The organism is Exiguobacterium sp. s142 (assembly GCF_018618455.1).
Taxonomy (GTDB): Bacteria; Bacillota; Bacilli; order Exiguobacteriales; family Exiguobacteriaceae; genus Exiguobacterium; species Exiguobacterium aurantiacum_A.
In genome coordinates this window covers 15,454-36,751 of record NZ_JACSMB010000002.1, presented here as the reverse complement: position 1 = coordinate 36,751, position 21,298 = coordinate 15,454, and the positions used below count along the sequence as shown (strand labels likewise).

22 protein-coding genes and 1 riboswitch are annotated in these 21,298 nt (G+C 52.8%); of the genes, 4 read left to right on the top strand and 18 right to left on the bottom strand.

The features are described from left to right. Positions 1-7 precede the first annotated feature (7 nt). From KNP77_RS02650 to KNP77_RS02635, 4 genes are all read right to left on the bottom strand, one after another. Entirely contained in the window at positions 8-853 is an 846-nt protein-coding gene (locus tag KNP77_RS02650) for a DUF72 domain-containing protein (RefSeq protein ID WP_131455923.1), read from the bottom strand. 17 nt (positions 854-870) lie between these two features. Continuing rightward, the gene (locus KNP77_RS02645) at positions 871-2,052 is read right to left on the bottom strand and encodes an MFS transporter (RefSeq protein WP_070328751.1); all 1,182 of its coding nucleotides are present in this window, start codon (positions 2,050-2,052) and stop codon (positions 871-873) included. Positions 2,053-2,162: 110 nt separating this feature from the next. Beyond that, on the bottom strand, positions 2,163-3,482 hold the full coding sequence (gene brnQ, locus KNP77_RS02640; protein ID WP_214888291.1) for a branched-chain amino acid transport system II carrier protein: 1,320 nt from the start codon (positions 3,480-3,482) through the stop codon (positions 2,163-2,165). A 246-nt stretch (positions 3,483-3,728) separates the two neighbouring features. Beyond that, on the bottom strand, positions 3,729-4,001 hold the full coding sequence (locus KNP77_RS02635) for an acylphosphatase (protein ID WP_131490438.1): 273 nt from the start codon (positions 3,999-4,001) through the stop codon (positions 3,729-3,731). Positions 4,002-4,093: 92 nt separating this feature from the next. Between KNP77_RS02635 and KNP77_RS02630 the strand changes: the two genes are divergently transcribed. Next, positions 4,094-5,476, top strand: a complete 1,383-nt coding sequence (locus tag KNP77_RS02630; RefSeq protein ID WP_131504667.1) for an alanine/glycine:cation symporter family protein — start codon at positions 4,094-4,096, stop codon at positions 5,474-5,476. A 35-nt stretch (positions 5,477-5,511) separates the two neighbouring features. Here the strand turns inward: KNP77_RS02630 and KNP77_RS02625 are convergent, their stop codons facing one another. The 11 genes from KNP77_RS02625 to KNP77_RS02575 all read right to left on the bottom strand — a co-directional run bounded on the left by KNP77_RS02625 (position 5,512) and on the right by KNP77_RS02575 (position 16,617). Next, positions 5,512-6,477 carry an L-lactate dehydrogenase gene (locus KNP77_RS02625; RefSeq protein ID WP_214888277.1) on the bottom strand — a complete coding sequence of 322 codons (966 nt, stop codon included), beginning with the start codon at positions 6,475-6,477 and terminating at the stop codon, positions 5,512-5,514. Between the two features lie 108 nt (positions 6,478-6,585). Then, positions 6,586-7,983 (bottom strand): Fe-S cluster assembly protein SufB, encoded by a 1,398-nt coding sequence (gene sufB, locus KNP77_RS02620; RefSeq protein WP_070328746.1) that lies wholly within the window; start codon positions 7,981-7,983, stop codon positions 6,586-6,588. 19 nt (positions 7,984-8,002) lie between these two features. After that, complete coding sequence (gene sufU, locus KNP77_RS02615; RefSeq protein ID WP_070328745.1) at positions 8,003-8,437, bottom strand: Fe-S cluster assembly sulfur transfer protein SufU; 435 nt, start codon at positions 8,435-8,437, stop codon at positions 8,003-8,005. Next, entirely contained in the window at positions 8,427-9,647 is a 1,221-nt protein-coding gene (locus KNP77_RS02610) for a cysteine desulfurase (RefSeq protein WP_070328744.1), read from the bottom strand. The genes sufU and KNP77_RS02610 overlap by 11 nt, the downstream gene beginning before the upstream one ends. A 1-nt stretch (position 9,648) precedes the next feature. Further along, positions 9,649-10,917, bottom strand: coding sequence for a Fe-S cluster assembly protein SufD (gene sufD, locus KNP77_RS02605; protein ID WP_070328743.1), 1,269 nt, complete (start codon positions 10,915-10,917; stop codon positions 9,649-9,651). A gap of 12 nt (positions 10,918-10,929) precedes the next feature. Then, entirely contained in the window at positions 10,930-11,691 is a 762-nt protein-coding gene (gene sufC / locus KNP77_RS02600; protein WP_131443294.1) for a Fe-S cluster assembly ATPase SufC, read from the bottom strand. 172 nt (positions 11,692-11,863) lie between these two features. Then, the gene (locus tag KNP77_RS02595) at positions 11,864-13,078 is read right to left on the bottom strand and encodes an MDR family MFS transporter (RefSeq protein WP_214888274.1); all 1,215 of its coding nucleotides are present in this window, start codon (positions 13,076-13,078) and stop codon (positions 11,864-11,866) included. A 104-nt stretch (positions 13,079-13,182) separates the two neighbouring features. Further along, a complete protein-coding gene (locus tag KNP77_RS02590) occupies positions 13,183-14,013 on the bottom strand; it encodes a MetQ/NlpA family ABC transporter substrate-binding protein (RefSeq protein ID WP_214888259.1) in 831 nt (276 codons plus the stop codon). A 29-nt stretch (positions 14,014-14,042) separates the two neighbouring features. Then, the gene (locus tag KNP77_RS02585; RefSeq protein ID WP_214888243.1) at positions 14,043-14,705 is read right to left on the bottom strand and encodes a methionine ABC transporter permease; all 663 of its coding nucleotides are present in this window, start codon (positions 14,703-14,705) and stop codon (positions 14,043-14,045) included. After that, on the bottom strand, positions 14,695-15,723 hold the full coding sequence (locus KNP77_RS02580) for a methionine ABC transporter ATP-binding protein (protein ID WP_070328738.1): 1,029 nt from the start codon (positions 15,721-15,723) through the stop codon (positions 14,695-14,697). Before KNP77_RS02580 ends, KNP77_RS02585 begins: the two co-directional genes overlap by 11 nt. 78 nt (positions 15,724-15,801) lie before the next feature. Then, positions 15,802-15,907, bottom strand: a riboswitch (SAM riboswitch). 452 nt (positions 15,908-16,359) lie between these two features. Continuing rightward, entirely contained in the window at positions 16,360-16,617 is a 258-nt protein-coding gene (locus tag KNP77_RS02575) for a thioredoxin family protein (RefSeq protein WP_131441425.1), read from the bottom strand. A gap of 190 nt (positions 16,618-16,807) precedes the next feature. Between KNP77_RS02575 and KNP77_RS02570 the strand changes: the two genes are divergently transcribed. Further along, positions 16,808-17,863 carry a PTS sugar transporter subunit IIC gene (locus tag KNP77_RS02570; RefSeq protein ID WP_214888240.1) on the top strand — a complete coding sequence of 352 codons (1,056 nt, stop codon included), beginning with the start codon at positions 16,808-16,810 and terminating at the stop codon, positions 17,861-17,863. Between the two features lie 44 nt (positions 17,864-17,907). Here KNP77_RS02570 and gcvH read toward each other — a convergent pair whose 3' ends face one another. From gcvH to KNP77_RS02555, 3 genes are read right to left on the bottom strand one after another with little or no spacing between them, the layout of a single operon-like run. Then, positions 17,908-18,291, bottom strand: coding sequence for a glycine cleavage system protein GcvH (gcvH, locus tag KNP77_RS02565; protein WP_070328736.1), 384 nt, complete (start codon positions 18,289-18,291; stop codon positions 17,908-17,910). A 48-nt stretch (positions 18,292-18,339) separates the two neighbouring features. Further along, entirely contained in the window at positions 18,340-18,693 is a 354-nt protein-coding gene (locus KNP77_RS02560; RefSeq protein WP_214888237.1) for an arsenate reductase family protein, read from the bottom strand. A gap of 47 nt (positions 18,694-18,740) precedes the next feature. Further along, positions 18,741-19,469 carry a hypothetical protein gene (locus tag KNP77_RS02555; protein WP_251138892.1) on the bottom strand — a complete coding sequence of 243 codons (729 nt, stop codon included), beginning with the start codon at positions 19,467-19,469 and terminating at the stop codon, positions 18,741-18,743. Positions 19,470-19,722: 253 nt separating this feature from the next. Between KNP77_RS02555 and tnpA the strand changes: the two genes are divergently transcribed. Both tnpA and KNP77_RS02545 read left to right on the top strand, forming a co-directional pair. Further along, complete coding sequence (gene tnpA / locus KNP77_RS02550) at positions 19,723-20,121, top strand: IS200/IS605 family transposase (protein ID WP_083274102.1); 399 nt, start codon at positions 19,723-19,725, stop codon at positions 20,119-20,121. Beyond that, complete coding sequence (locus KNP77_RS02545; RefSeq protein ID WP_214888231.1) at positions 20,093-21,202, top strand: RNA-guided endonuclease InsQ/TnpB family protein; 1,110 nt, start codon at positions 20,093-20,095, stop codon at positions 21,200-21,202. The genes tnpA and KNP77_RS02545 overlap by 29 nt, the downstream gene beginning before the upstream one ends. Positions 21,203-21,298 lie beyond the last annotated feature (96 nt).

The following is a 21,298-nucleotide window of genomic DNA, read 5'->3' as shown; positions in this document are numbered from 1 at the left end:
CCTCTTCCTAAAACAGGCTGATTTGGCTCGGGGCGAGCTCATACTCGGCACCGAGAATCTCAATCAAACGTTTCGCGTTCGGTGCCGCATCCCCGGCCGAGTTGTTGTTGAAATAGACGTAGACCGACTTGGCATCTCGTTCGAGTGCCCGGCACGCCGTCGCAAGTTCTTGCAGTTCATCCTCACTGTATCGATACAAGCAGCGGACGTGACGCCACTCTTGGCTCGTCATCCCGGGTTTGCGGAGCCACCCGGCCGTATTGCGGCCGTGCAGACGGACGACTGCGACTTCCGGGTTCGTGACGACCGGGACGAACGGGATGCTGCTCTCTTTCGTCTGAGGTTCGTCGCACACCGTGTTGATGAAGCGTTGCTCGGTCAAGAACGCGAGCGTCCGGTCGCGAAATGCTTCCGAGAACCACGTCGGGTTCCGAAACTCGACGGCGATGTCATAGTCGATCAGCTCCGCTCGAATCGTCCGCAAATAGTCGAGATGCGGCTTCGAGACGTCGAACCACGGCGGGAGTTGGACGAGGACGGCTCGCAGTTTTCCCGCCTGTTTGAGCGGCTCGACCGATGTCCGGTAGCGCTCGAACAGTTCGGCGAGCGGCAGCTTCGGTTCACGGTCGTGACCGCTCATTTCCCTGGAAACTTTGACGACGAACTGAAAGCCGTCCGGCGTCTCACGATTCCATTTCTCATAGTTTTTCACAGGTTGGATCGCATAGAACGACGAGTCGACCTCCACCGTCGGAAAGTGGCCGGCGTATGTCGACAATTTGTGCTTCCGCTCTTCCGGGGTCGTATAGAGCAGGTCGTGGTCTCCCCAACCGGTCACACCGACATAAATCATCGTGTTTCCTCCTCACATTATTGTTCGAACGATGTCTCCGCGTTTCGCTTTGACCAATTGAGTGTCCCGCTGAACGTCACGAGCAACAAGACAAGTCCCATGATGAACGGATAGCGCATGTCGATATCGAAAGCGATCCCGGCAAGCGTCGGTCCGACGATATTGCCGATACTCATATAGGCGTTGTTCATCCCCATCGCGAAGCCTTGTTCCTTATCCGCCATCTTCGACACGAGCGTATTCAACACCGGACGAAGAATCGAGGTCGACAAGAAGATGATGAGCGTGATCGCGAAGAAGATCGCATACGATCCCGCGAACAGCGAGAACAAGAAGCCGAGTGCCGCGAGCATAATGAAGATGAGCACGACTTTGATCTCACCGAAGAGCGAGACGAGTCGGTCGACGGCAAACAGCTGAACGATGACACTGACGATCCCCGTACCTGTGATCATGACGGCAATTTCTTGCGGCGTCGCACTGAACGTCTCACTGACGAACAATCCGAGCACCGACTCGTATGCCATGAGCCCAAACGCCATGACCAAGTTGATGACGAGCACGAAGAAGTACGGCTTTCGAGTCGACGACAAGAGTTGCCGTGGTAGCGATTCGGTCTCGTTCGTCCGGACGTAAGCTTCCCGGTCCGGTTCTTTCAATAGAATGATCGATGAGATGACGGCGACGAATGAGACGATCGCCGACAAAAGCAGCGGTGCCTTCAGCCCGAACTCGGCGACGAAGCCCCCGATCCCTGGTCCGATGACGATCCCGAGCGACATTGCCGCGGAAATATAGCTATTTCCTTTCGCCCGTTGTTTGAGCGTCGTAATGTCGGCCACGTAAGCAAAGATGGCTGGAATGAGCAATGCGGCCCCGACTCCGCCGATGGCGCGCGAGATCAGTAAGACCGTCAAATTGTCCGATAAGTAAAAGACTGCCATCGAGATGGTGAACCCGATGAGCCCTGAAATGATCATCAGTCGGCGACCGTAGACGTCCGCCCATTTCCCCGCGATCGGTGACATGAGCAACTGCGCCCCGGCAAAGACCGAAATCATCAGTCCGGCGGCGGTACCGCCTTCGCCAATCATTTTTAAATAGTCGGGAATGATTGGAATGATAATCCCGAATCCTGCTACAGCGATGAACATGTTCAGCATGAGAATCGCCAATTGTTTCTTTTGTTTTGTCGTCAACGCACGTCACTTCCTTTTCATCTATTCATTTTACTTGTTGATGAATGGAATGAGCAAACGATAAGACAGCAAAACACCCATCCTGGACCAGAGGATGGGTGTCGTTGTGATTATGAGATGCGTGACTCGGCGAGTGATCCGCTCGACCGCTGTTTCGGTAAGAACAGTGTGACGACATAAACGATCAACGTCGGAACTGCCCAGGCGAGCCCGATTTCAGCCATCGGCAAGTTCGTGATCCATGCAGTCACGGCTGTTGGAGCCAAGCCTTGTGCCGTCTCGAACAACGAGAACACGAGCGCCGTGTAAACGGTCGCCTTCATCGCGACGTGCGGGTTGCGTTGAATCCGTTCCGTGACCGAAACGAGCACGAGTGCGATCATGACCGGATACAAGAGCGTGAGTAACGGTATCGCAATTTCAATCAACGTACCGAGACCGACGAGTGAAATCAAGTAACCGAATAACGTTGTCCCGATGACGACTTGGTAGTACTTGAGCGACTCGAACGTGTTACTCATGAACCGTGAGAACTCACTGATGAGTCCGACGGCTGTCGTCAAACAAGCAAGGAAGACCGCTGCCCCGAGTGCGAGCATGCCGACTTGACCGAACGATGTACCGGCAAACGTTTGAAGGAGGCTTGCTCCGTCAGTCGTTCCCGTGACACCCGTCATGTTCGCTCCGATCGATGCGAGCGAGATGTAGACGAGCATCAAACACGTGACGGCAAGCAATCCCGATGTCCGGAGAAGCGATGACGCTTCTTTTTGATCCGACATCCCGTTCGCTTTAAGCGTGACGAGAACGATTGCACCAAAGACGAGTGCCCCGAATACGTCCATCGTCAAGTAACCTTGTTTAAAGCCTTCACCGAGTGCCCCGAGCCACGTCTCATACCCTGCTGCCGGCGCGACCGGTGAGCCGAGCGGAGCCACAAGGTTTGTGATCCCGATGCCAGCGAGCAAGACGAGGAGGATCGGCGTAATGATCCGTCCGATGATCTCGATCAATTTTTGAGCGCGGAGCGTCAAAAGGAACGTCAAGCCGAAAAAGACAGTTGAACTGATGGCGAGTGTGAACGTTGACGGCGCACCGAGGAACGGCACGACTCCCATCTCATACGTGACCGCTGCCGTCCGAGGAATCCCGAAGAACGGTCCGATGGCCACGTACATTAATCCCGTCAAAAGGAGTGCAAGACGCTTCGGAATATACTGGGCGATTTGATCAGACCCTCCACCGACCCGCGCGACCGCGAACAAGGCGAGTAAAGGAAGTCCGACGCCGGTAATGACGAATCCGACTAGGGCTGGGAACAGGTTCTCACCTGCCAACGCTCCTAGCATCGGTGGGAACAGCAAGTTCCCGGCTCCGAAGAATAATGCGAAAATCGTAAACGCTAACGGGAATAATGTTGATTTTTTCATACAACTACCTCCACATACATTGTAGTACCTTCCGTGTTGAACAAATTCCGACTAAATGACTAAATTTTCTGACAATAAAGCGCTTGGTCTATTCCATTATACACACTATCCTTTTTTTGACCACCCTATCTTTAAAAAAGATGTTTATTTTTCTGAGAAGTAGATTTCCATATAAAAAAAGCTCCCTCTTTTTACAACAGGAGCCTACTTGTCAACCGAATTCATGTCATCTTTTCAAAAAAATAGTCAATAGCGGATATCGAATTTACGGTACGATGCTTCCGCGATATCCGTTTCTTCGATCTGTTCGACGCCGACGAACCGATTGCCGTCATAGAGCGCTCGTTTGAACGATGCATAGTCGGCCTCGTCCCCTTCGACGTGGATTTCGACCGTGCCATCGCTCAAATTCCGGACCCATCCCTTTAAATTCGATTCGATTGCGGTCGCTTGACAAAAATAGCGAAAGCCGACCCCTTGGACGCGTCCTGAGACGATCAATTGTTTAGCCAGTTTCATGCGTATTCTCCTCCTTCATATGAAATAACAGGTTTAGCGAGACGCTGCTTAGGTAACACTATATAAATAAAATACTGATTAGGAGTGGTGATGTGGAACAGATTGTGAATATCGTGACGTCGTTTTCGAATTGGCTATGGGGAGTCCCAATCATCTCCCTGCTCGTGTTATCAGGTGTATACTTGACCATCAAATTAGGATTCTTCCAATTCCGATACCCGCTCTACATAGTTCAACAAACGTTAGGCAGCGTCTTTAAAAAACCGAAAGGCGAAGGCGACATCAGTCCTCGCCAGGCGTTGACGTCGGCGTTATCGTCGACGATTGGTGCCGCCAACATCATCGGTGTCCCGGCCGCGATCATGTTCGGGGGACCGGGCGCCATCTTCTGGATGTGGGTCATCGCCGTCGTCGGGATGGCCATCAAATTCTCAGAAAGTGTCCTCGCCGTCCGTTACCGCGAGAAAAATGAAGCTGGGGAATTTGTCGGCGGTCCGGTCTACTACATGGCCAAAGGACTGAAGTGGAAATGGCTCGCCTCATGGTTCGCGTTCGCCCTCATGATCGAGCTCATCCCGAGCATCATGGTCCAAGGCAACGCCGTCAGCTCGGCCGTCCGTGAGACGTTCAACGGCGACACGCTCATTACCGGGATTATCGTCGCCGGACTCGTCGCACTCGTCGTCTTCGGTGGCATGAAACGGATCGCTAAAGTAACAGAAATCATTGTTCCAGCGATGGCACTCGTGTACGTCGGGGCCGGTTTCATCATCGTCTTGATGAACTTCTCGCAAATCCCTGACGTTCTCGGTCTCATCTTCTCGTACGCGTTCCAACCGATGGCCGCGCTCGGCGGATTTGCCGGGGCCGCCATCGCCGAGACGATCCGTTGGGGCTTCGCCCGCGGACTCTATTCGAACGAGGCCGGTCTTGGGACGGCACCGATCGCGCACGCGGCCGCCCAGACCGATCATCCGGTCCGCCAAGGTTTCTGGGCCGTCATCGGGATCGTCATCGACACGCTCATCATCTGTAGCACGACCGCGTTCGTCGTCTTATCGTCTGGGGTTTGGACGCGTGAAGGCGCGATGAGCGACCCGGCCGCCCTCACGACGATCGCTTTCCGTGAATACTTCGGGTATACGGGCAGCCTGCTCGTGACGATCTCACTCATCTTCTTCGTCTTGTCGACGATCATCGTCATCATCTTTTATGGTTCACGCCAAGCCGAGTACTTGTTCGGTTTGACGGCCGGTAAAGTGATGAAAGTCGTCTATATCGCCTCGATCGTCATCGGTTCGATCGGTGGCGCCCAGATGATTTGGAACTTCCTTGACTTCATGCTCGCGATGATCCTCATCCCGAACATGATCGCCGTCTTGATGCTAAGCGGTGAAGTGAAGCGACTGACGACCGAATTCTTCTCGTCTGAAAAGTATTACAAGAAAGACGTCGCCGAGAAAAAGGCGTCGTAACAACGAACCCGGCTGCATTGGCAGCCGGGTTTTTGTTATGAACTTGTCTCGATTTTGTCAATCGCCTGGCGAATCCGTCCGACCGAGGCGTCGAACTGTTGTTGCTCCTCAGCCGTCAAGTCGATCTCGATGATTTGACTGATACCGCTCCGATCGATCAAGGCAGGTACCCCGATATGGAGGTCGGAGGCGCCGTATTCACCGTCGAGATGGGCACCGATCGTCACGACCGTATTTTCGTTCCGGACGATGGCGCGGACGATGCGCAGCAAGCCGAGGCCGATCGCGTAATAGGCCGCACTCTTATAGCCGATGATTTGGTTCGCGGCATCGCGTACTTCTTGATAGATCGCATCTAAATCCTCTTGGTGATACGATTCATTGTCTGCGAGCAGTTGCTTCATCGACTTGCCATAAATCCGGGCGTTGTCCCAGGCGACGAAACCACCGGCACCATGTTCGCCCATATAATAGACGTGACAGTTGCGCGACGACAAGTCGAAGTATTCGCCGAGCTTATAACGCAGACGCGCCGTATCGAGCACCGTCCCTGAGCCGATGACGCGATGTTTCGGCAAGCCCGACGCTTTCCAGGCGACGTGGGCCATCACATTGACCGGGTTCGTCGCGACGACGATGATCCCGTCAAAGCCGCTCGCCATGATTCGTTCTGTCACGTCACGGACGACGATAGCGTTTTGCCCCGCCAGGTCCATCTGTGTCTGCCCAAGCTTTTGAGCGGCGCCTGCTGTGATGATGACGATGTCGGCGTCACGACAATCCGTGTAATCCCCTGCCCAAATCCGGACCGGGCTCGGTGCGAACGAGATGCCGTGGTTCAAGTCCATCGCCTCCCCTTCCGCTTTCGCGTGGTTCGAGTCGATCAAGACAAGCTCTTCACAAAGTGCCGCCATCGATAATTGGTAAGCAAAACTGATGCCGACCCAGCCGGCGCCAACGACGGCGATGCGGGTAATGTCTTTTGGATCAATTGTTTCCATTCAATCATTCCTCCCTAAAAACAGTCTCTCTTTTAGCATACCCGACTCTCAGCTGTTTCACGACAAAAAAAGTCGAGCCCCTGATTTAGGAGCTCGACATATTAAGAATTATCCGATCGATCCTTCCATCTCAAACTTGATGAGACGGTTCATTTCGACCGCATATTCCATTGGCAATTCTTTCGTGAACGGCTCGATGAAGCCCATGACGATCATCTCGGTCGCTTCTTCTTCCGAGATCCCACGGCTCATGAGGTAGAAGAGCTGCTCTTCTGACACTTTCGAGACTTTCGCTTCGTGCTCAAGCGAGACTTGGTCGTTCAAGATCTCGTTGTACGGGATCGTGTCCGACGTCGACTCGTTGTCCATGATGAGCGTGTCACATTCGATGTTCGAACGGGCACCTTTCGCCTTACGGCCGAAGTGGACGATTCCGCGATACGAGACTTTTCCGCCTTGTTTCGAGATCGACTTCGAGACGATCGACGACGACGTGTTCGGTGCGAGGTGAATCATCTTCGCCCCAGCGTCTTGGTGCTGCCCTTTACCGCCGAGTGCGATCGAGAGCGTCATCCCACGTGAGCCTTCACCTTTTAAGATGACGGCCGGGTACTTCATCGTGAGTTTCGATCCGATGTTGCCATCGATCCACTCCATCGACGCGCCGGCTTCACAGACGGCACGCTTCGTGACCAAGTTATAGACGTTGTTCGCCCAGTTTTGGATCGTCGTATAGCGGCAGTATGCGTCTTTGTTGACGAAGATCTCGACGACAGCAGAGTGAAGCGAGTTCGTCGTGTAGACCGGCGCCGTACATCCTTCGACGTAATGGACCGAAGCGCCCTCGTCGACGATGATGAGCGTCCGCTCGAATTGACCCATGTTTTCCGAGTTGATGCGGAAGTAGGCTTGGAGCGGTTGCTCGAGTTTCACACCTTTTGGTACATAGATGAACGAGCCACCTGACCAGACGGCCGAGTTGAGTGCCGAGAACTTGTTGTCCGTCGGCGGGATCAATTTCCCGAAATACTCACGGAACAAGTCTTCGTTTTCTTTCAAAGCAGTGTCCGTATCTTTGAAGATGACACCTCTTTCTTCGAAGTCTTCTTGCATACTATGGTAGACGACCTCTGACTCGTACTGAGCCGAGACACCTGCCAAGTATTTTTGTTCCGCTTCCGGGATTCCGAGCTTATCAAACGTCCGTTTGATTTCTTCAGGTACCTCGTCCCACGAATGTTCCGTCTTCTCAGACGGTTTGACGTAGTACGTGATCTCATCAAAATCAAGTGACGTGAGATCGCCGCCCCATGTCGGCATCGGCATCTTCCGGAACTGTTCGAGTGATTTTAAACGGAACTCGAGCATCCATGCCGGTTCTTCTTTCATGTTCGAGATCGTTTCAACGATTTCTTTCGTCAAGCCGCGGCCTGAACGGAAAATCGAGATGTCTCGATCATGGAAGCCATATTTATAATCGCCAACGTCTGGCATGTTTTTCGCCATATCGGTCTCCTCCTTCTACTTACGCTTCCTCGTCGACTCCCTTTTCAAGCGCTTTCCACGCGAGCGTGGCGCACTTGATGCGAGCCGGAAACTTTGAGACACCAGACAACGCTTCGATGTCGCCTAGGTCGAACGTGTCTGTATCGTAGTCTTTCCCTTGGACCATCTGTGAAAAGATGTTCGCTAATTGGAGCGCTTCGTCTACAGACTTGCCTTTTACGATTTGGGTCATCATCGATGCCGAGGCGAGACTGATCGAACAGCCTTCCCCTTCGAACTTGGCATCTTTCACGATTCCGTCTTCGACTTGAAGTTGGAGTCGGAGTGAATCCCCGCACGTCGGGTTGTTCAAGTCGATCGTCACGCCATCTTCGATGACGCCACGGTTTCTTGGGTTTTTATAATGATCCATGATGACTTGTCGGTACAACATGTCGAGATTGTTAAAACTCATAATTGAAATACTCCTTCGTTTGACGTAACCCTTCGATGAAGCGATCGACTTCATCTCGTGTGTTATACAAGTAGAAGCTCGCTCGGGCAGTCGATGATTGCTTCAGGAGGCGCATGAGCGGTTGGGCACAGTGATGACCGGCCCGTACCGCGACCCCTTGCATATCCAAGACGGTCGCAAGGTCGTGGGCGTGGACGTCGTTCAAGTTGAACGTGACGAGCCCGACACGCTCCTCAGGACCGAAGATCTCGATCCCTTCGATCGTACGCATCTGTTCGATCGCGTACGTCACGAGCGCCCGTTCGTGCGCCTCGACATTCTCGAGACCAAGGTCTTCTAAAAAGTCGATGGCGGCAGCCAAACCGACGGCACCGGCGATGATCGGCGTTCCCGCTTCAAAGCGGTACGGGATGTCTTTCCACGTCGACTCATACAAGTCGACGTAATCGATCATCTCGCCGCCGAACTCGACCGGCTCCATGTTTTTAAGCAACTGTTTCTTCCCGTACAAGACACCGATCCCGGTCGGACCGAGCATCTTATGGCCAGAGAAGGCAAGGAAGTCACAATCGAGCGCTTGGACGTCAAGCTTCCGATGCGGTACGCTTTGCGCCGCATCGACGACCATGACCGCGCCTTTTTCGTGGGCTAGTTTCGCCACTTCCGCGATCGGGTTGATCGTGCCGAGCACGTTCGAGACGTGGCTCATGGCGACGATCTTCGTCCGGTCCGACAACACTTCCCGCACCGCGTCGAGCGTGATCCGGCCGTCTGGCGTCATTTCGACGTAACGGAGTTTCGCACCTGTGCGCTTGGCGAGCTGTTGCCACGGAATCAAGTTCGCGTGGTGCTCCATCGGTGTGAGAACGATCTCATCTCCCGCGCTGACGTTGGCGTCCCCGTAACTTGAAGCGACAAGGTTGATCGCCGTCGTCGTCCCACGCGTGAAGATGATCTCTTCCGGTACTGAGGCGTTGATGAATGAACGGACACGCTCCCGTGCCCCTTCATACGCATCCGTCGCGTGCGTGCCGAGCGTATGGACGCCACGGTGCACGTTCGAGTGGATGCGGCGATAGTAATCCTCGATCGCCTCGATGACAGCAAGCGGTTTTTGGGAGCTCGCCGCACTGTCGAGATAGACGAGCGGATGGCCGTTGATTTCCTGATCTAAAATCGGGAACTGTTTACGAATCGAGGCATCAATCATCTTAACGCACTTTCCCTTCGATGACTTCACGGAGACGGTCTTTGACCGACTCGATCGCGAGTTGCTCGACGACCGGGTTCAAGAATCCGTGAATGATTAAACGTTCTGCTTCTTTACGTGACAGACCGCGGCTCATCAAGTAGTACAACTGAATGTCGTCGACGCGTCCGACTGAAGCGGCGTGGCCGGCCATAACGTCATCCTCATCGATGAGGAGGATCGGGTTGGCGTCACCCCGTGCTTTTTCAGACAACATGAGAATGCGTTCCGTTTGGACACCGTTCGACTTCGAGGCACCGTGATGAATCATCGATGTCCCGCTGAAGATCGCCGTTGCCGAGTCTTTTTGAACACCGTGAATCAAGATGAACCCTTCCGAAGACTTCCCGAAGTGGTCGGTCCGGATGTTGAAGTTTTGTTTCTGTGCGCCACGACCGATCGTGACCGCTTTCGTGTTCGAGTACGTGTTGTCTCCGACGAGATGCGTCTTCGTCTCGACGAGCGAGTTACCGTCGTTCATATGTCCGAGTGCCCAATCAAGATGAGCGTTCTCGTAGACGACACCGCGGCGGTTCATGAACGTGAGTGCTGACTCAGCGAGCTGGTCGACCCCACCGAATACGACTTTCGCGTTCGCTCCGACGAACACTTCCGTCACGGCGTTGACCGTGTGCGGCTCATTCGTGTTCGACAAGAAACTTTCGACATACGTCACTTCACTGCCTTCATCGGCGACGACGATCGTATGGTGGTACAACGAACCGTTCGCTTGTTCCATCGTGAAGATGGCTTGAAGCGGGTCTTTCAATTGCATGTTTTTCGGGACGTACAAGAAAGCCCCACCGTTCGTGAGCGCTGCGTTCAAGGCAGACAAGCGATCTTCGTCAACACGAACGCCTTCTGTCATGAAGTATTTCTCGACGAGGTCCGGATGTTGTTCCATCGCTTGTTGGATTCCCATGAACAAGACGCCTTCTGGCATCGTAAGTTCGTTATAGACGACATGACCGTTGCGTTCAACGAGCACGTTTGTCCGGTGGTCTCCGAGCAATACTTCGATTTCAGGCGTCAACCCGTCAAGCTTCGCGAGTTCGACGTCTCCGCTTGTGAAATCCCATTTATCAATCTTGATCTTTTCAACTTTAGGCAAGGCGAGAGTCGGCGCAAGTTCTGCTGCTTCTTTACGTCGGTTGACCATCCATGCTGGTCCACCGAGCGCCTCTGCACGTGCCGCTACTGCTTGTGCATCTAATTCAAATTGTACGGTCATCGTACAGCCCCCTTACGCTTCTGTGTCTACTGTCATCCCAAGATCTTGCTTCACCCAGTCGTAACCTTCTGCTTCGAGTCGTTGTGCGAGCTCTTTGCCGCCCGACATGACGATTTTCCCGTCGATCATGATGTGGACGAAGTCTGGCTCGATGTAGTTGAGGAGACGCTGATAGTGCGTGATGATCAAGCAGCCGAACTCTTCAGTGCGCATTTCGTTGACGCCTTTAGCGACGACTTTGAGCGCATCGATATCAAGACCTGAATCGATCTCATCAAGAATCGCGATGTTCGGTTTGATCATCATCATTTGAAGGATCTCGTTACGTTTTTTCTCTCCGCCCGAGAAGCCTTCGTTCAAATAGCGGTGTGCCATTTCTGAAGGGATTTCAAGAACGCCCATCTTCGAATCAAGTTCGCGGATGAATTTCATAAGTGAGATTTCTTCGCCTTCTTCACGGCGCGAGTTGATCGCTGAACGCAAGAAGTCGGCGTTTGTGACTCCGCTGATTTCAGCTGGATACTGCATCGCGAGGAACATGCCTGCTTGCGCGCGTTCGTTCACTTCCATCTCGAGGACGTCTTCTCCGTTCAAGTCGACGCTTCCTCCTGTCACTTCGTACAATGGATGACCCATGAGGGCAGATGCGAGTGTTGATTTACCAGTCCCGTTAGGACCCATGATGGCGTGAATTTCGCCACCTTTAATTTCAAGATTAAGACCTTTGACGATCTCTTTTCCTTCGATTGAGACGCGGAGGTCATCAATTTTCATGTGTGGTACGTTAGACATTCGGATACCCCTTCCGTTTTCTCGCCATTTGTGGCGTAGATTAGATATATTCTAATCTTAATCTAGGCAATTTTTTATTTCAAGCGACTCACCTTATATTTCATTCTCAATAGAACATAAATGTTGAGAATGAGAACATCGGGAAATCAAGATATTATCCAACATTTTCCTCGACTTGAGCCGAATTCGCTTGTTTTTCCCGTAGCGCGCCGGTGAAGAAAAAGGCGCCACACGCGGTCAGAACGGCTAGGCTCCCAAATACAGGGAGCGACGCGTTGTCGAAGCCGTCGAGTAGCAGTCCCCCGATGACCGGCCCGATCGATTGACCGAGTGCCGTCAACCCCATCGCCCCGAAATACGTGCCGCGCAAATGTTCCGGTGCCAAATCGTCCGTCAACACGTCCGTCATCGTGAACATGAGCACTTCCCCGACCGTGAAGATGACCATCGCGACGAACAATACCCACACCTCGGCAGCGAAGCCGATTAATAACAGCCCAATCGAGAGCGTCGCGATCCCAAAGAACAGCGACTTGATCGGCGAGACGCGAATACCGAACCGCATGATCGGATACTGGACGATGAGCACGGTGATCGCGTTGACCGTCAACAGATAAGCGAATAGGCGCGACCCGTCACTGAATCCGTCGTGAAACGCGATGAACTGCGGCAACGTCGAATTGAATTGACTGTAGCCGATGATGGCAAAGATCATGCCGATGATGACGAAGCGGAACGTCTTGTCTTCTTTTAACACACGGAACGTCTCCGTCAGGCGCGGCCGCACTTTGACGCCGTCCCCTTCTTCAAACGGATACTTCCGGAACAACGTCGAGATGACGAGGCCGTAAAGGACATAGACGGCGGTCACGACGAAGAACGCGCTCTTCGCTCCCGTAAGTGACAAGACGACCGCAAGCAGCGGTCCGATCGCCGCAGCGATGTTGATCATGAAGTAGCGCACGTTATAGACGATGACACGCTGGTCGGGTTGCGTCGTGTCGCTGATCAAGGCCCGAGACGCCGGTTCAAGGAATGAACGTGAAACGCCCATCAATACCGAAAATATGTAAAACCAAACGAGCTCCGTTGCGAGTGCGAAACCGGTGAACGTCAAGGCGTTCAAACCGATACCTATCAACATCAGCTGTTTGCGCCCGTAGCGGTCAGACAGCGTCCCCCCAAAAAAGCTCATAAATAGACCGGATAATGCAGACGTCGCGAACACTGTCCCGATCACGCTCGCCGAGAAACCGAGCGTCGCGAGATAAATCGCAAAAAACGGCATGACAAAAAACGTCGACAGCCGTGCAAAAAATGTACCGAACAAGACGCCAAGCGTCAGCGGATGAATCTGTCGTATGCTCACCCGGATCCCCCCTTTTTCTATATATAAATAGTTTACTTCTATTATTGAAGCAAAACCACTGCAAACAAAAAAGGCCCGGGATGTCCCGAGCCTAAAATCAATCATTATTTAACCGGTACGACCGCACCTTTGTACTCATCCAAGATCCACTGTTGTGTCTCTTCTGATGTCAATACTTCAAGGAGTGCCTTGACGCGCTCATCGTCTTCGTCGCCTTCACGCGTGACGATCAAGTTGACGTACGGTGAATCTTCGCCTTCAAGAGCGATTGCGTCTTCGAGCGGGTTGAGTCCGGCATCGATCGCGTAGTTCGTGTTGATGAGGACGGCATCGCCTTCACCGTTGTTGAACGCTTGCGGGAGAAGTGCCGCTTCGACGTCCGTCTTGAACTCCAAGTTTTTCGGGTTGTCGACGATGTCAGCGACTGTCGCGTCTGTCGTCTTGCCGTCAGCGAGCGTGAGCAAGCCTTCTGTTTGAAGCATCGTCAAGATTCGTCCGTGGTCAGCGACCGACGAGCTCATGATGATTTCAGCGCCGTCCGGAAGCTCATCGAGTGATTTGTAGTCTTGTGAGTAGACACCGATCGGCTCGATGTGGACGCCGCCGGCTGAAGCGAATTTATAGTCTTTGTTCTCAGCCATTTGTGACTCGAGGTACGGCTCGTGTTGGAAGTAGTTCGCGTCGAGTTCACCAGCTGCGAGCGTCTTGTTCGGGAGCACGTAGTCTTGGAACTTCTTGATTTCAAGCGTGTAGCCTTTTTCTTCATATTCGTCTTGGACGTGCTCTAAAATCTCAGCGTGTGGTACGTTCGACGCGCCGACGATGAGCGTCTTGTTGTCGCCCGAGCCTGATTCTGAATCCCCGCCGCCACATGCCGCGAGAATTGTGAGTGCTGATGCTGCTGTCAATCCGAGTACTGTTTTCCATGATTTCATTATAAAACCCTCCATATGATTGTATTTGATTAAGCTGATCGCTTATCGATTTTTGAGACGAGTCGATCGCCGATGAACTGAACGACGAAGACGATGACTAAGATCAATACGGTCGCGACGAACGTGACGTCGCTTTGTGAACGCTGGAACCCTTCGAGGAACGCCAAGTTCCCGAGGCCACCGCCCCCGACGACTCCGGCCATGGCCGTGTAACCGACGATGGCGACGATCGTCACCGTGATGCCTGACACGATGGCCGGGAGTGCTTCTGGGAACAACACTTTATAGACGATCTGCCATTTCGTCGCGCCCATCGACTCGGCCGCCTCGATGACGCCGCGGTCGACTTCACGAAGCGCGAGCTCGACCATACGTGCATAAAACGGGGCCGCCCCGATGATGAGCGCCGGGAGCGCCGCCGTCGAGCCGAGCATCGTTCCGACGAGAAGGAGCGTGAACGGGATGAGCAAGATGATCAAAATGATGAACGGGATCGAGCGGAACACGTTGACGAACGCACTGATGATCGTGTAAATCGGACGATTCTTCGTCATGAGTGGTTCGTTCGTGACATATAAGAGCATGCCGAGGGCGAGACCGATGACGAATGTCGCGGCTCCTGCGACGAGCGTCATATAGAGCGTTTCCCACGTCTGTTCGAGCATGACTTGCCAATCTACATTAGGAAACATCGTTTTCCACCTCCACTTCCACTGCCTGCGATCGGATTGAGGCGATGGCCCGCTCGACTTCAGCCGGCTCTCCGATCAATTGGATGAATAGCGTTCCGAGCGCGCCGACTTGCGACTGCGTCACGTTACCGCCGATGATGTTGAAGCCGATGTCGTGCTGTTTCAACACTTCCGATAAAATCGGCTGTTCGGCCGTCTCGTTCAAGAACTTGAGTTTGACGATTTGGCCACTCGGATAACGTGCTTTCAAATGCTCGAATGTGAGCGACATGTCGTCGACGGCACCGATCTGTTTGACGAACTCTTTCGTGATCGGCTGTTCCGGATGTTGGAACACGTCCGCGACTTGGCCGGTCTCGACGACTTTCCCTGCCTCCATGACGGCGACGCGATGACAGATTTTTTGGATGACGTGCATCTCATGGGTGATGAGGACGATCGTCAGTCCGAGTTTCTTATTGATGCTGACGAGCAGTTCGAGAATCGAATCGGTCGTCTTCGGGTCGAGTGCGCTCGTCGCTTCATCGCAGAGGAGCACGTCTGGATTTGTAGCGAGCGCGCGGGCAATCCCGACTCGCTGCTTTTGACCGCCCGATAGTTGCGACGGATAGCTGTCTTCACGTCCGGCGAGACCGACGAGATCGACGAGCTCTTGGACGCGGCGTTTACGTTCACTGGCCGGTACTCCGATCAGTTCGAGCGGGAAGCTGATGTTCTCAGCGACAGTGCGCGACCATAATAAGTTGAAGTGTTGGAATACCATCGAGACGTTTTTGCGCACCCCGCGCAGTTCTTTCGGAGTGAGCTTCGTCAGCTCACTCCCTGCGACGACGATCTCACCGCTTGACGGTGACTCGAGTCGGTTGAGCAGACGGATGAGCGTCGACTTCCCCGCCCCTGAATATCCGATTATTCCAAAAATTTCGCCGCTCTCGATTGTGAGCGACACATCATCGACCGCCTGGACTCGACCGTTCTTCGTGTCGAACCATTTGGCCACATTACGTAATTGAATCAATACCTTTCCCTCCTGACAACAAAAAAAGTACACACGTTTGAGCAAACGTGCGTACTTTATCGGTACGGACAACGATTGCTCTCATCTTCCAAGGTTCTCACCTTGCTGGAATTAGCACCATTTCGGATTGCTCCGCGGTTGCTGGGCGTCATAGGGCCAGTCCCTCAGCCTCTCTTGATAAGAGTGTTGTTTATTCGATTAGCTTTATAATAGCGACACATTATTTTCATGTCAAACTATTTTGTGCGAAAAATCAAAAAAAGGTGCCATCCGAGGATGACACAGAACGTAGCACCTTGAGTCACGGAAGGACAACCCATAGATGAAACTCTTTTGCCCGATCAGAGTGTTCATCCTTATATGGGGGATTCAAGCCATCCATCACTCGGCCTTAGAACGTACCATGCGGTTACGCGGTAGGTGTCCCTGCGCTTGATTTTTTTGGGGGACAATCGAAGGGAAGGTCCACCTAAAAGTCGCGTAAAGTGATGCACCGGCTGTTCTAAAACGTCTTGATGGCTGGAGAATCTCGTCCTATATTGTGTTCAAGTAAGATGTTGTAATGAATATACCATTCGTGAACTTTCTGTGTCAACTGATTATTTAAAATTTTCTGATTATTCTAATCATCCTATCTCATTTAACGAAAGATAGGACGTGCTGCACGTTTTGAAACGCATATAATCGGTCTTCGACTTGGCCGTCTTTAAGCTTTAACAGCGCCGGTACGCTCATCACTTGATACGCTTCTAACTCTTGCGGGATAAAGTTGGCGTCCTGCTTGTCAATCGCGAGTGTCGGGTCGACCGCTTCGACGACGGCGAGCATCCGCTCGGCCACAGCGCATGTTCCACACATCGGGGCGTATATATATAACAATCCGTCTGTAATCATTGTTCTCACCTCTTTTATAAGTATATGAATGTGAGCCGATCTGTTCAAAAGTTGTGCTCACCCCACGAATTTTCTGAATCGTTCAACATTTCCTGTTGACGCTTCACGAAAAGAGGCATAGTATGGTCATTAACTTTAACGCTTTCGTACATAACAGCGTATACGTAGAAAAGGACAGGTGAATCGACTTATGACGGAACAAACGAAACTGACAGGCAAACAATTTTTGATGAACGTATTGAACGGACTCAGTCTCGCTATTTTAATCTCTCTCATCCCGAGCGCGCTCCTCGGCGAGCTCACGAAAGCAATCCTTCCTTATTTTCCGTCGCTACAGTTCATCTTAGATGCGACGACGATCGCGATGCGCCTGCTTCCGGTCATCATCGGTGTCACCGTCGCCATGCAGTTCGGACGCTCAGCACTCGAGGCCGGCACGATCGGCATCGCGACCCAGGTCGGGAGCGGCGCCATTCGCATCGAGGAAGGCGCGTTCCTCATGGCTGGAATCGGTGACGTCATCACGGCCGGTGTGACCGCCGCCCTTGCGACATATATGGTCATACAGCTGTCGCCACGCTTAAAGACGTACACCGTCCTCGTCTTACCGATGACGGTCATCGTCGTCGCCGGAGGGATTGGTACATTCCTCCTCACTTATATCTCACAGATCACGACGTACATCGGCACCATCATCATGACGATGACGGAACTCCAGCCGATCATGATGGGCATGTTGATCGCGATGGCGTTCTCGCTCATCATCGTCTCCCCAATCTCGACGGTCGGGATTGCGACGGCGATCAGCCTCTCGGGTGTTGCAGCCGGTGCCGCCAATCTCGGCGTCGTCGCGGCCGGCTTCGGTCTCGCTATCGCGGGATGGCAGATGAATGCGACCGGGACGTCGATCGCTCACTTCCTCGGCTCACCGAAAATTCAAATGGCGAACTTCGTCAGGCGTCCGATCATGATGCTCCCTGTGCTCGCGAACGCGGCCATCCTCGGGGCGCTCGCCGGCATCCTTCGCATCGAAGGAACACCAATCAGCGCCGGATTCGGCGTCTCTGGACTGATTGGGCCGGTCAACGCCCTACATTTGATGCCGGGCGGGTTCGCACTTTGGAACGTCCTGCTCGTCATCGTCTTGTTCGGGTTTATTCCGGTCTCGCTCGGAATCCTGTTCTATCGTTTGTTCAACCGGACGTCACTCATTCAACCTGAACATTACCGCCTCGACTTCGAATGAATCAAAACATCCCGGCTTCTCGTAACGAGAAACCGGGATGTTTGTTAGCCTTGAATCATCGCTTCGTATTCTTCGGCAGACATGAGTTTGTCGACGTCTGTTGAATCGTTCAACTCGACTTCGATCATCCATGCTCCTTCGAACGGCGCTTCGTTGACGAGTTCTGGGGAGTCTGCGAGTGATTCGTTCACCGCTGTAATCTTCCCAGAGATCGGTGCGTAAAGCTCAGATACCGTCTTGACCGATTCGACCGAACCGAACGGCTCGTCGAGCAAAATCGTGCCGCCGACTTCAGGAAGTTCCACAAACACGATGTCCCCCAGTTCGCTTTGTGCGAAATCCGTGATCCCGATGCGGGCAACGCTTCCGTTCACTTCAACCCATTCGTGTTCTTTTGAATAACGTAGATTTGCAGGTACTTTGCTCATCCTAACTTCCCCCTCAAATGAATTAGACTCACACGTGTATTATAGCACTTAGCCCCAAACTTCTGTAAATGACTTTTCTGAAAAACCGACCGTCGCTTTTTGCCCATCTGTGACGATAGGACGCTTTAAAAGCATACCATTACCGACTAAAAGTTCGATTTGTTCGTCTTCTGATAAATTCGGAAGCTTGTCTTTAACACCTTCGTTCCGATACACTTGCCCGCTCGTATTGAAAAACTTTTTGAGTGGTAGTCCCGACTGTTGCCAAATCGACGCGAGTTCATCTTTTGATGGCGTCGCTTCGACGATATGGACGTATGTATAGTCGACGCCATTCTCTTTCAACCATTTTTCTGCTTTCTTACACGTACTGCACGGTGGATAGCCGTATAGTGTCACCATATTTATCACCTCTTATTTTTCACTTTAGCATAATCGCCTCACTCAATTCACGCCTCGAGCAAGCGCTTGATCTCTTGTTTTAGCGTCGCGTTGACTGAATGACGCGCTTCGATATAGCGCAGCATCGCCGCGGCTGCTTCGGCTGACTTGCCGTACCCTGGTAGCCATTCGTTGAGTCCGGCGACGAGCTCTGGATGCCGTGTCTCGACCCGGCGCGTCGGATTGAACGGGTCGCCCGTCTCTCCATGTGCTTTCAATATGTTGTTGACGGCCGCGACTTGGATGAGCTCGAAGCCGGCGAGCTTCTCGCCACGACGCTCGCGGAGCAGACCGACGTAAAGGTTCGTCAGCGCCTCTTCGTAGCAGTGCGTAGCGTCAGCGGCTTGTGAGACGAGCTTAGGCGTCGCAAACGATTCGAGCGCCTCATCCCGCTTCCAGACGATCCGTCCCGGGGTATAGGCGATGTGTGGCATCTCGAACAGTTCGAACACAGCGAACTCCCCGTAAATGCCGTCCGCGTACATGATCTTGTGCCCATCTTTCGTGTTTTGGAATTGGTAAGCGATCGGTTTAACCTCGAGCCAGTCCAAGTTGTCGATGAAGCGGTTTTTCCGTCCGTCCTCGACGATCAAAAAGAAATCGAGGTCGGAGTAGTCGTCGAGCCGCTCGGTCTCGAGGCCAATCGAACCGAGGGCGAGCAGCATCAGCGCCCCTTCTTGTTTCGCGACCAAACGCCCGATTCGTTCCATTCGTTCCAACAGTTGATCTCGTCTCATAAACATTCCTCCTTTTCCTCATTGTACGTTCTGATCAAACGAAAAAGAAAGGGCTGACCGCGTCCGGCCACCCCTCCCTGTTCGAGAAATTTTTATTACAGAATTTGCGAACGAGAAAGCCCACTCCTTTAGTGGTGGGATGAACGTGAGCTTGATTTCGGAGTCCCGTTAGTCGGAATTTCAGAAATCAACAAGCAGAATCTTATCCCGATAAAATGTATCACTCTAATAAATCTAATGATACAATGGACGTATGAACAACTACAGAAGAACCAAAACCACCGTATCGATGATCCATTATCATTTCGTGTTCTGCCCGAGGTATCGCCGAAAACTATTTGATGACGATACGTTCGAGCAACGATTCAAAGAGATCGTCCGTGACGTCTGCGAAGAGCTCGACATTCGACTCATCGCCATCGCGTGTGATCGGGACCACACACATCTATTCTTGTCGGCGTTGCCATCCCTCAGCCCGTCTGACATCATGGCGCGCATCAAAGGCGTCTCGTCGAAGCGACTACGAGAGGAATTTCCCCATCTCACACATCTCACAAGCCTTTGGACGAGATCCTTCTTCGTCTCGACGGCCGGAAATGTTTCCAGCGAGACCATCAAGCGTTATGTCGAGGAACAAAAAACAAGGAGGTGACACCGAGTCGCAGACATTGACGGTGAACATCAAACTTCATCCGACAAAAGAGCAACAATCGATCTTAGAGCGGATGATGCGCACCTACATCGGCACGACGAACCAGCTCGTCTCGGACATGGTGCAGGCTCGAGAAAACTTAAAGCTGACGAGCAAAAACGTGAGTTCCGATCTGCCGAGCGCCGTCAAGAATCAGGCCATCCAGGATGCGAAGAGCATGTTCAAAAAGGCGAAGAAGAAGGGCTTCCAGGTCGTCCCTGTCCTCAAGAAGCCGTACTGCACCTGGAACAACCAAAACTACTCGTTCGACTTCGAGTCGATCTCCTTCCCGGTCATGATCGACGGAAAGGTCAAGAAGACGGCGATCCGCGCCGAGATGGTCGACCCGGACAACCGGAACGCCACGCTCCTCGCCAACAAGCTCGGGACGCTCCGCATCATCAAGAAGTCGAACAAGTGGATCGCCCAGATCGCCGTCACGATCCCCACGACGGAGAAGGGGGGCACCAACGTGCTCGGGGTCGACCTCGGCCTGAAAGTCCCCGCCGTCGCATCGACAGATCGTGGCAAGGCGCGGTTCTTCGGGAACGGGCGTGAGAACAAGTATATGAAGCGCAAGTTTCGTGCGAAACGGAAAGAGCTCGGTCAACAGAAGAAACTGGATGCGATCAAGAAGCTGAACAACAAAGAACAGCGCTGGATGAAAGACAAAGATCACAAGGTGAGCCGTGAGATCGTCGACTTCGCGAAAGAGAACAAGATTTCTGTCATCCGCCTCGAAAGATTGGCGAACATCCGACAGACGGCAAGAACAAGCCGTAAACACAACAAAAACCTGCACACCTGGTCGTTCTATCGCTTGGCACTATTCATCACGTACAAGGCAAAGCTCGAAGGCATCAAGGTCGAATCTGTCAATCCGGCCTACACCTCCCAGACATGCCCTTCTTGTGGAGCAAAAAATAAAGCGAAAGACCGAACATATTCCTGTCCGTGCGGATTCAAAAAACACAGAGATCTAGTCGGTGCGATGAATATCCGATACGCACCTGTGGTCGATGGTAACAGTCGACCAGCCTGAGAACCTATACGGTCTGTCTCAGGAGGGGTGATGGCACACCCTCATCTGAAGGCTTGAACAAAACAGAAATGGACTGCGTTCGCACAAGCACTTCAG

Excerpts from the sequence above, each read along its gene's own strand:
- KNP77_RS02610 (WP_070328744.1), bottom strand. The coding sequence starts at position 9,647 with ATGATTGATGCCTCGATTCGTAAACAGTTCCCGATTTTAGATCAGGAA.
- KNP77_RS02555 (WP_251138892.1), bottom strand. The coding sequence starts at position 19,469 with ATGAGACGAGATCAACTGTTGGAACGAATGGAACGAATCGGGCGTTTG.
- sufU (WP_070328745.1), bottom strand. The coding sequence starts at position 8,437 with ATGAGTTTTAACAATCTCGACATGTTGTACCGACAAGTCATCATGGAT.
- KNP77_RS02590 (WP_214888259.1), bottom strand. The coding sequence starts at position 14,013 with ATGAAATCATGGAAAACAGTACTCGGATTGACAGCAGCATCAGCACTC.
- gcvH (WP_070328736.1), bottom strand. The coding sequence starts at position 18,291 with ATGAGCAAAGTACCTGCAAATCTACGTTATTCAAAAGAACACGAATGG.
- KNP77_RS02625 (WP_214888277.1), bottom strand. The coding sequence starts at position 6,477 with ATGGAAACAATTGATCCAAAAGACATTACCCGCATCGCCGTCGTTGGC.
- KNP77_RS02635 (WP_131490438.1), bottom strand. The coding sequence starts at position 4,001 with ATGAAACTGGCTAAACAATTGATCGTCTCAGGACGCGTCCAAGGGGTC.
- sufB (WP_070328746.1), bottom strand. The coding sequence starts at position 7,983 with ATGGCGAAAAACATGCCAGACGTTGGCGATTATAAATATGGCTTCCAT.
- brnQ (WP_214888291.1), bottom strand. The coding sequence starts at position 3,482 with ATGAAAAAATCAACATTATTCCCGTTAGCGTTTACGATTTTCGCATTA.
- sufD (WP_070328743.1), bottom strand. The coding sequence starts at position 10,917 with ATGACCGTACAATTTGAATTAGATGCACAAGCAGTAGCGGCACGTGCA.
- KNP77_RS02575 (WP_131441425.1), bottom strand. The coding sequence starts at position 16,617 with ATGATTACAGACGGATTGTTATATATATACGCCCCGATGTGTGGAACA.
- KNP77_RS02585 (WP_214888243.1), bottom strand. The coding sequence starts at position 14,705 with ATGTTTCCTAATGTAGATTGGCAAGTCATGCTCGAACAGACGTGGGAA.
- tnpA (WP_083274102.1), top strand. The coding sequence starts at position 19,723 with ATGAACAACTACAGAAGAACCAAAACCACCGTATCGATGATCCATTAT.
- KNP77_RS02560 (WP_214888237.1), bottom strand. The coding sequence starts at position 18,693 with ATGGTGACACTATACGGCTATCCACCGTGCAGTACGTGTAAGAAAGCA.
- KNP77_RS02570 (WP_214888240.1), top strand. The coding sequence starts at position 16,808 with ATGACGGAACAAACGAAACTGACAGGCAAACAATTTTTGATGAACGTA.
- KNP77_RS02650 (WP_131455923.1), bottom strand. The coding sequence starts at position 853 with ATGATTTATGTCGGTGTGACCGGTTGGGGAGACCACGACCTGCTCTAT.
- KNP77_RS02545 (WP_214888231.1), top strand. The coding sequence starts at position 20,093 with ATGTCGAGGAACAAAAAACAAGGAGGTGACACCGAGTCGCAGACATTG.
- sufC (WP_131443294.1), bottom strand. The coding sequence starts at position 11,691 with ATGAAAATTGATGACCTCCGCGTCTCAATCGAAGGAAAAGAGATCGTC.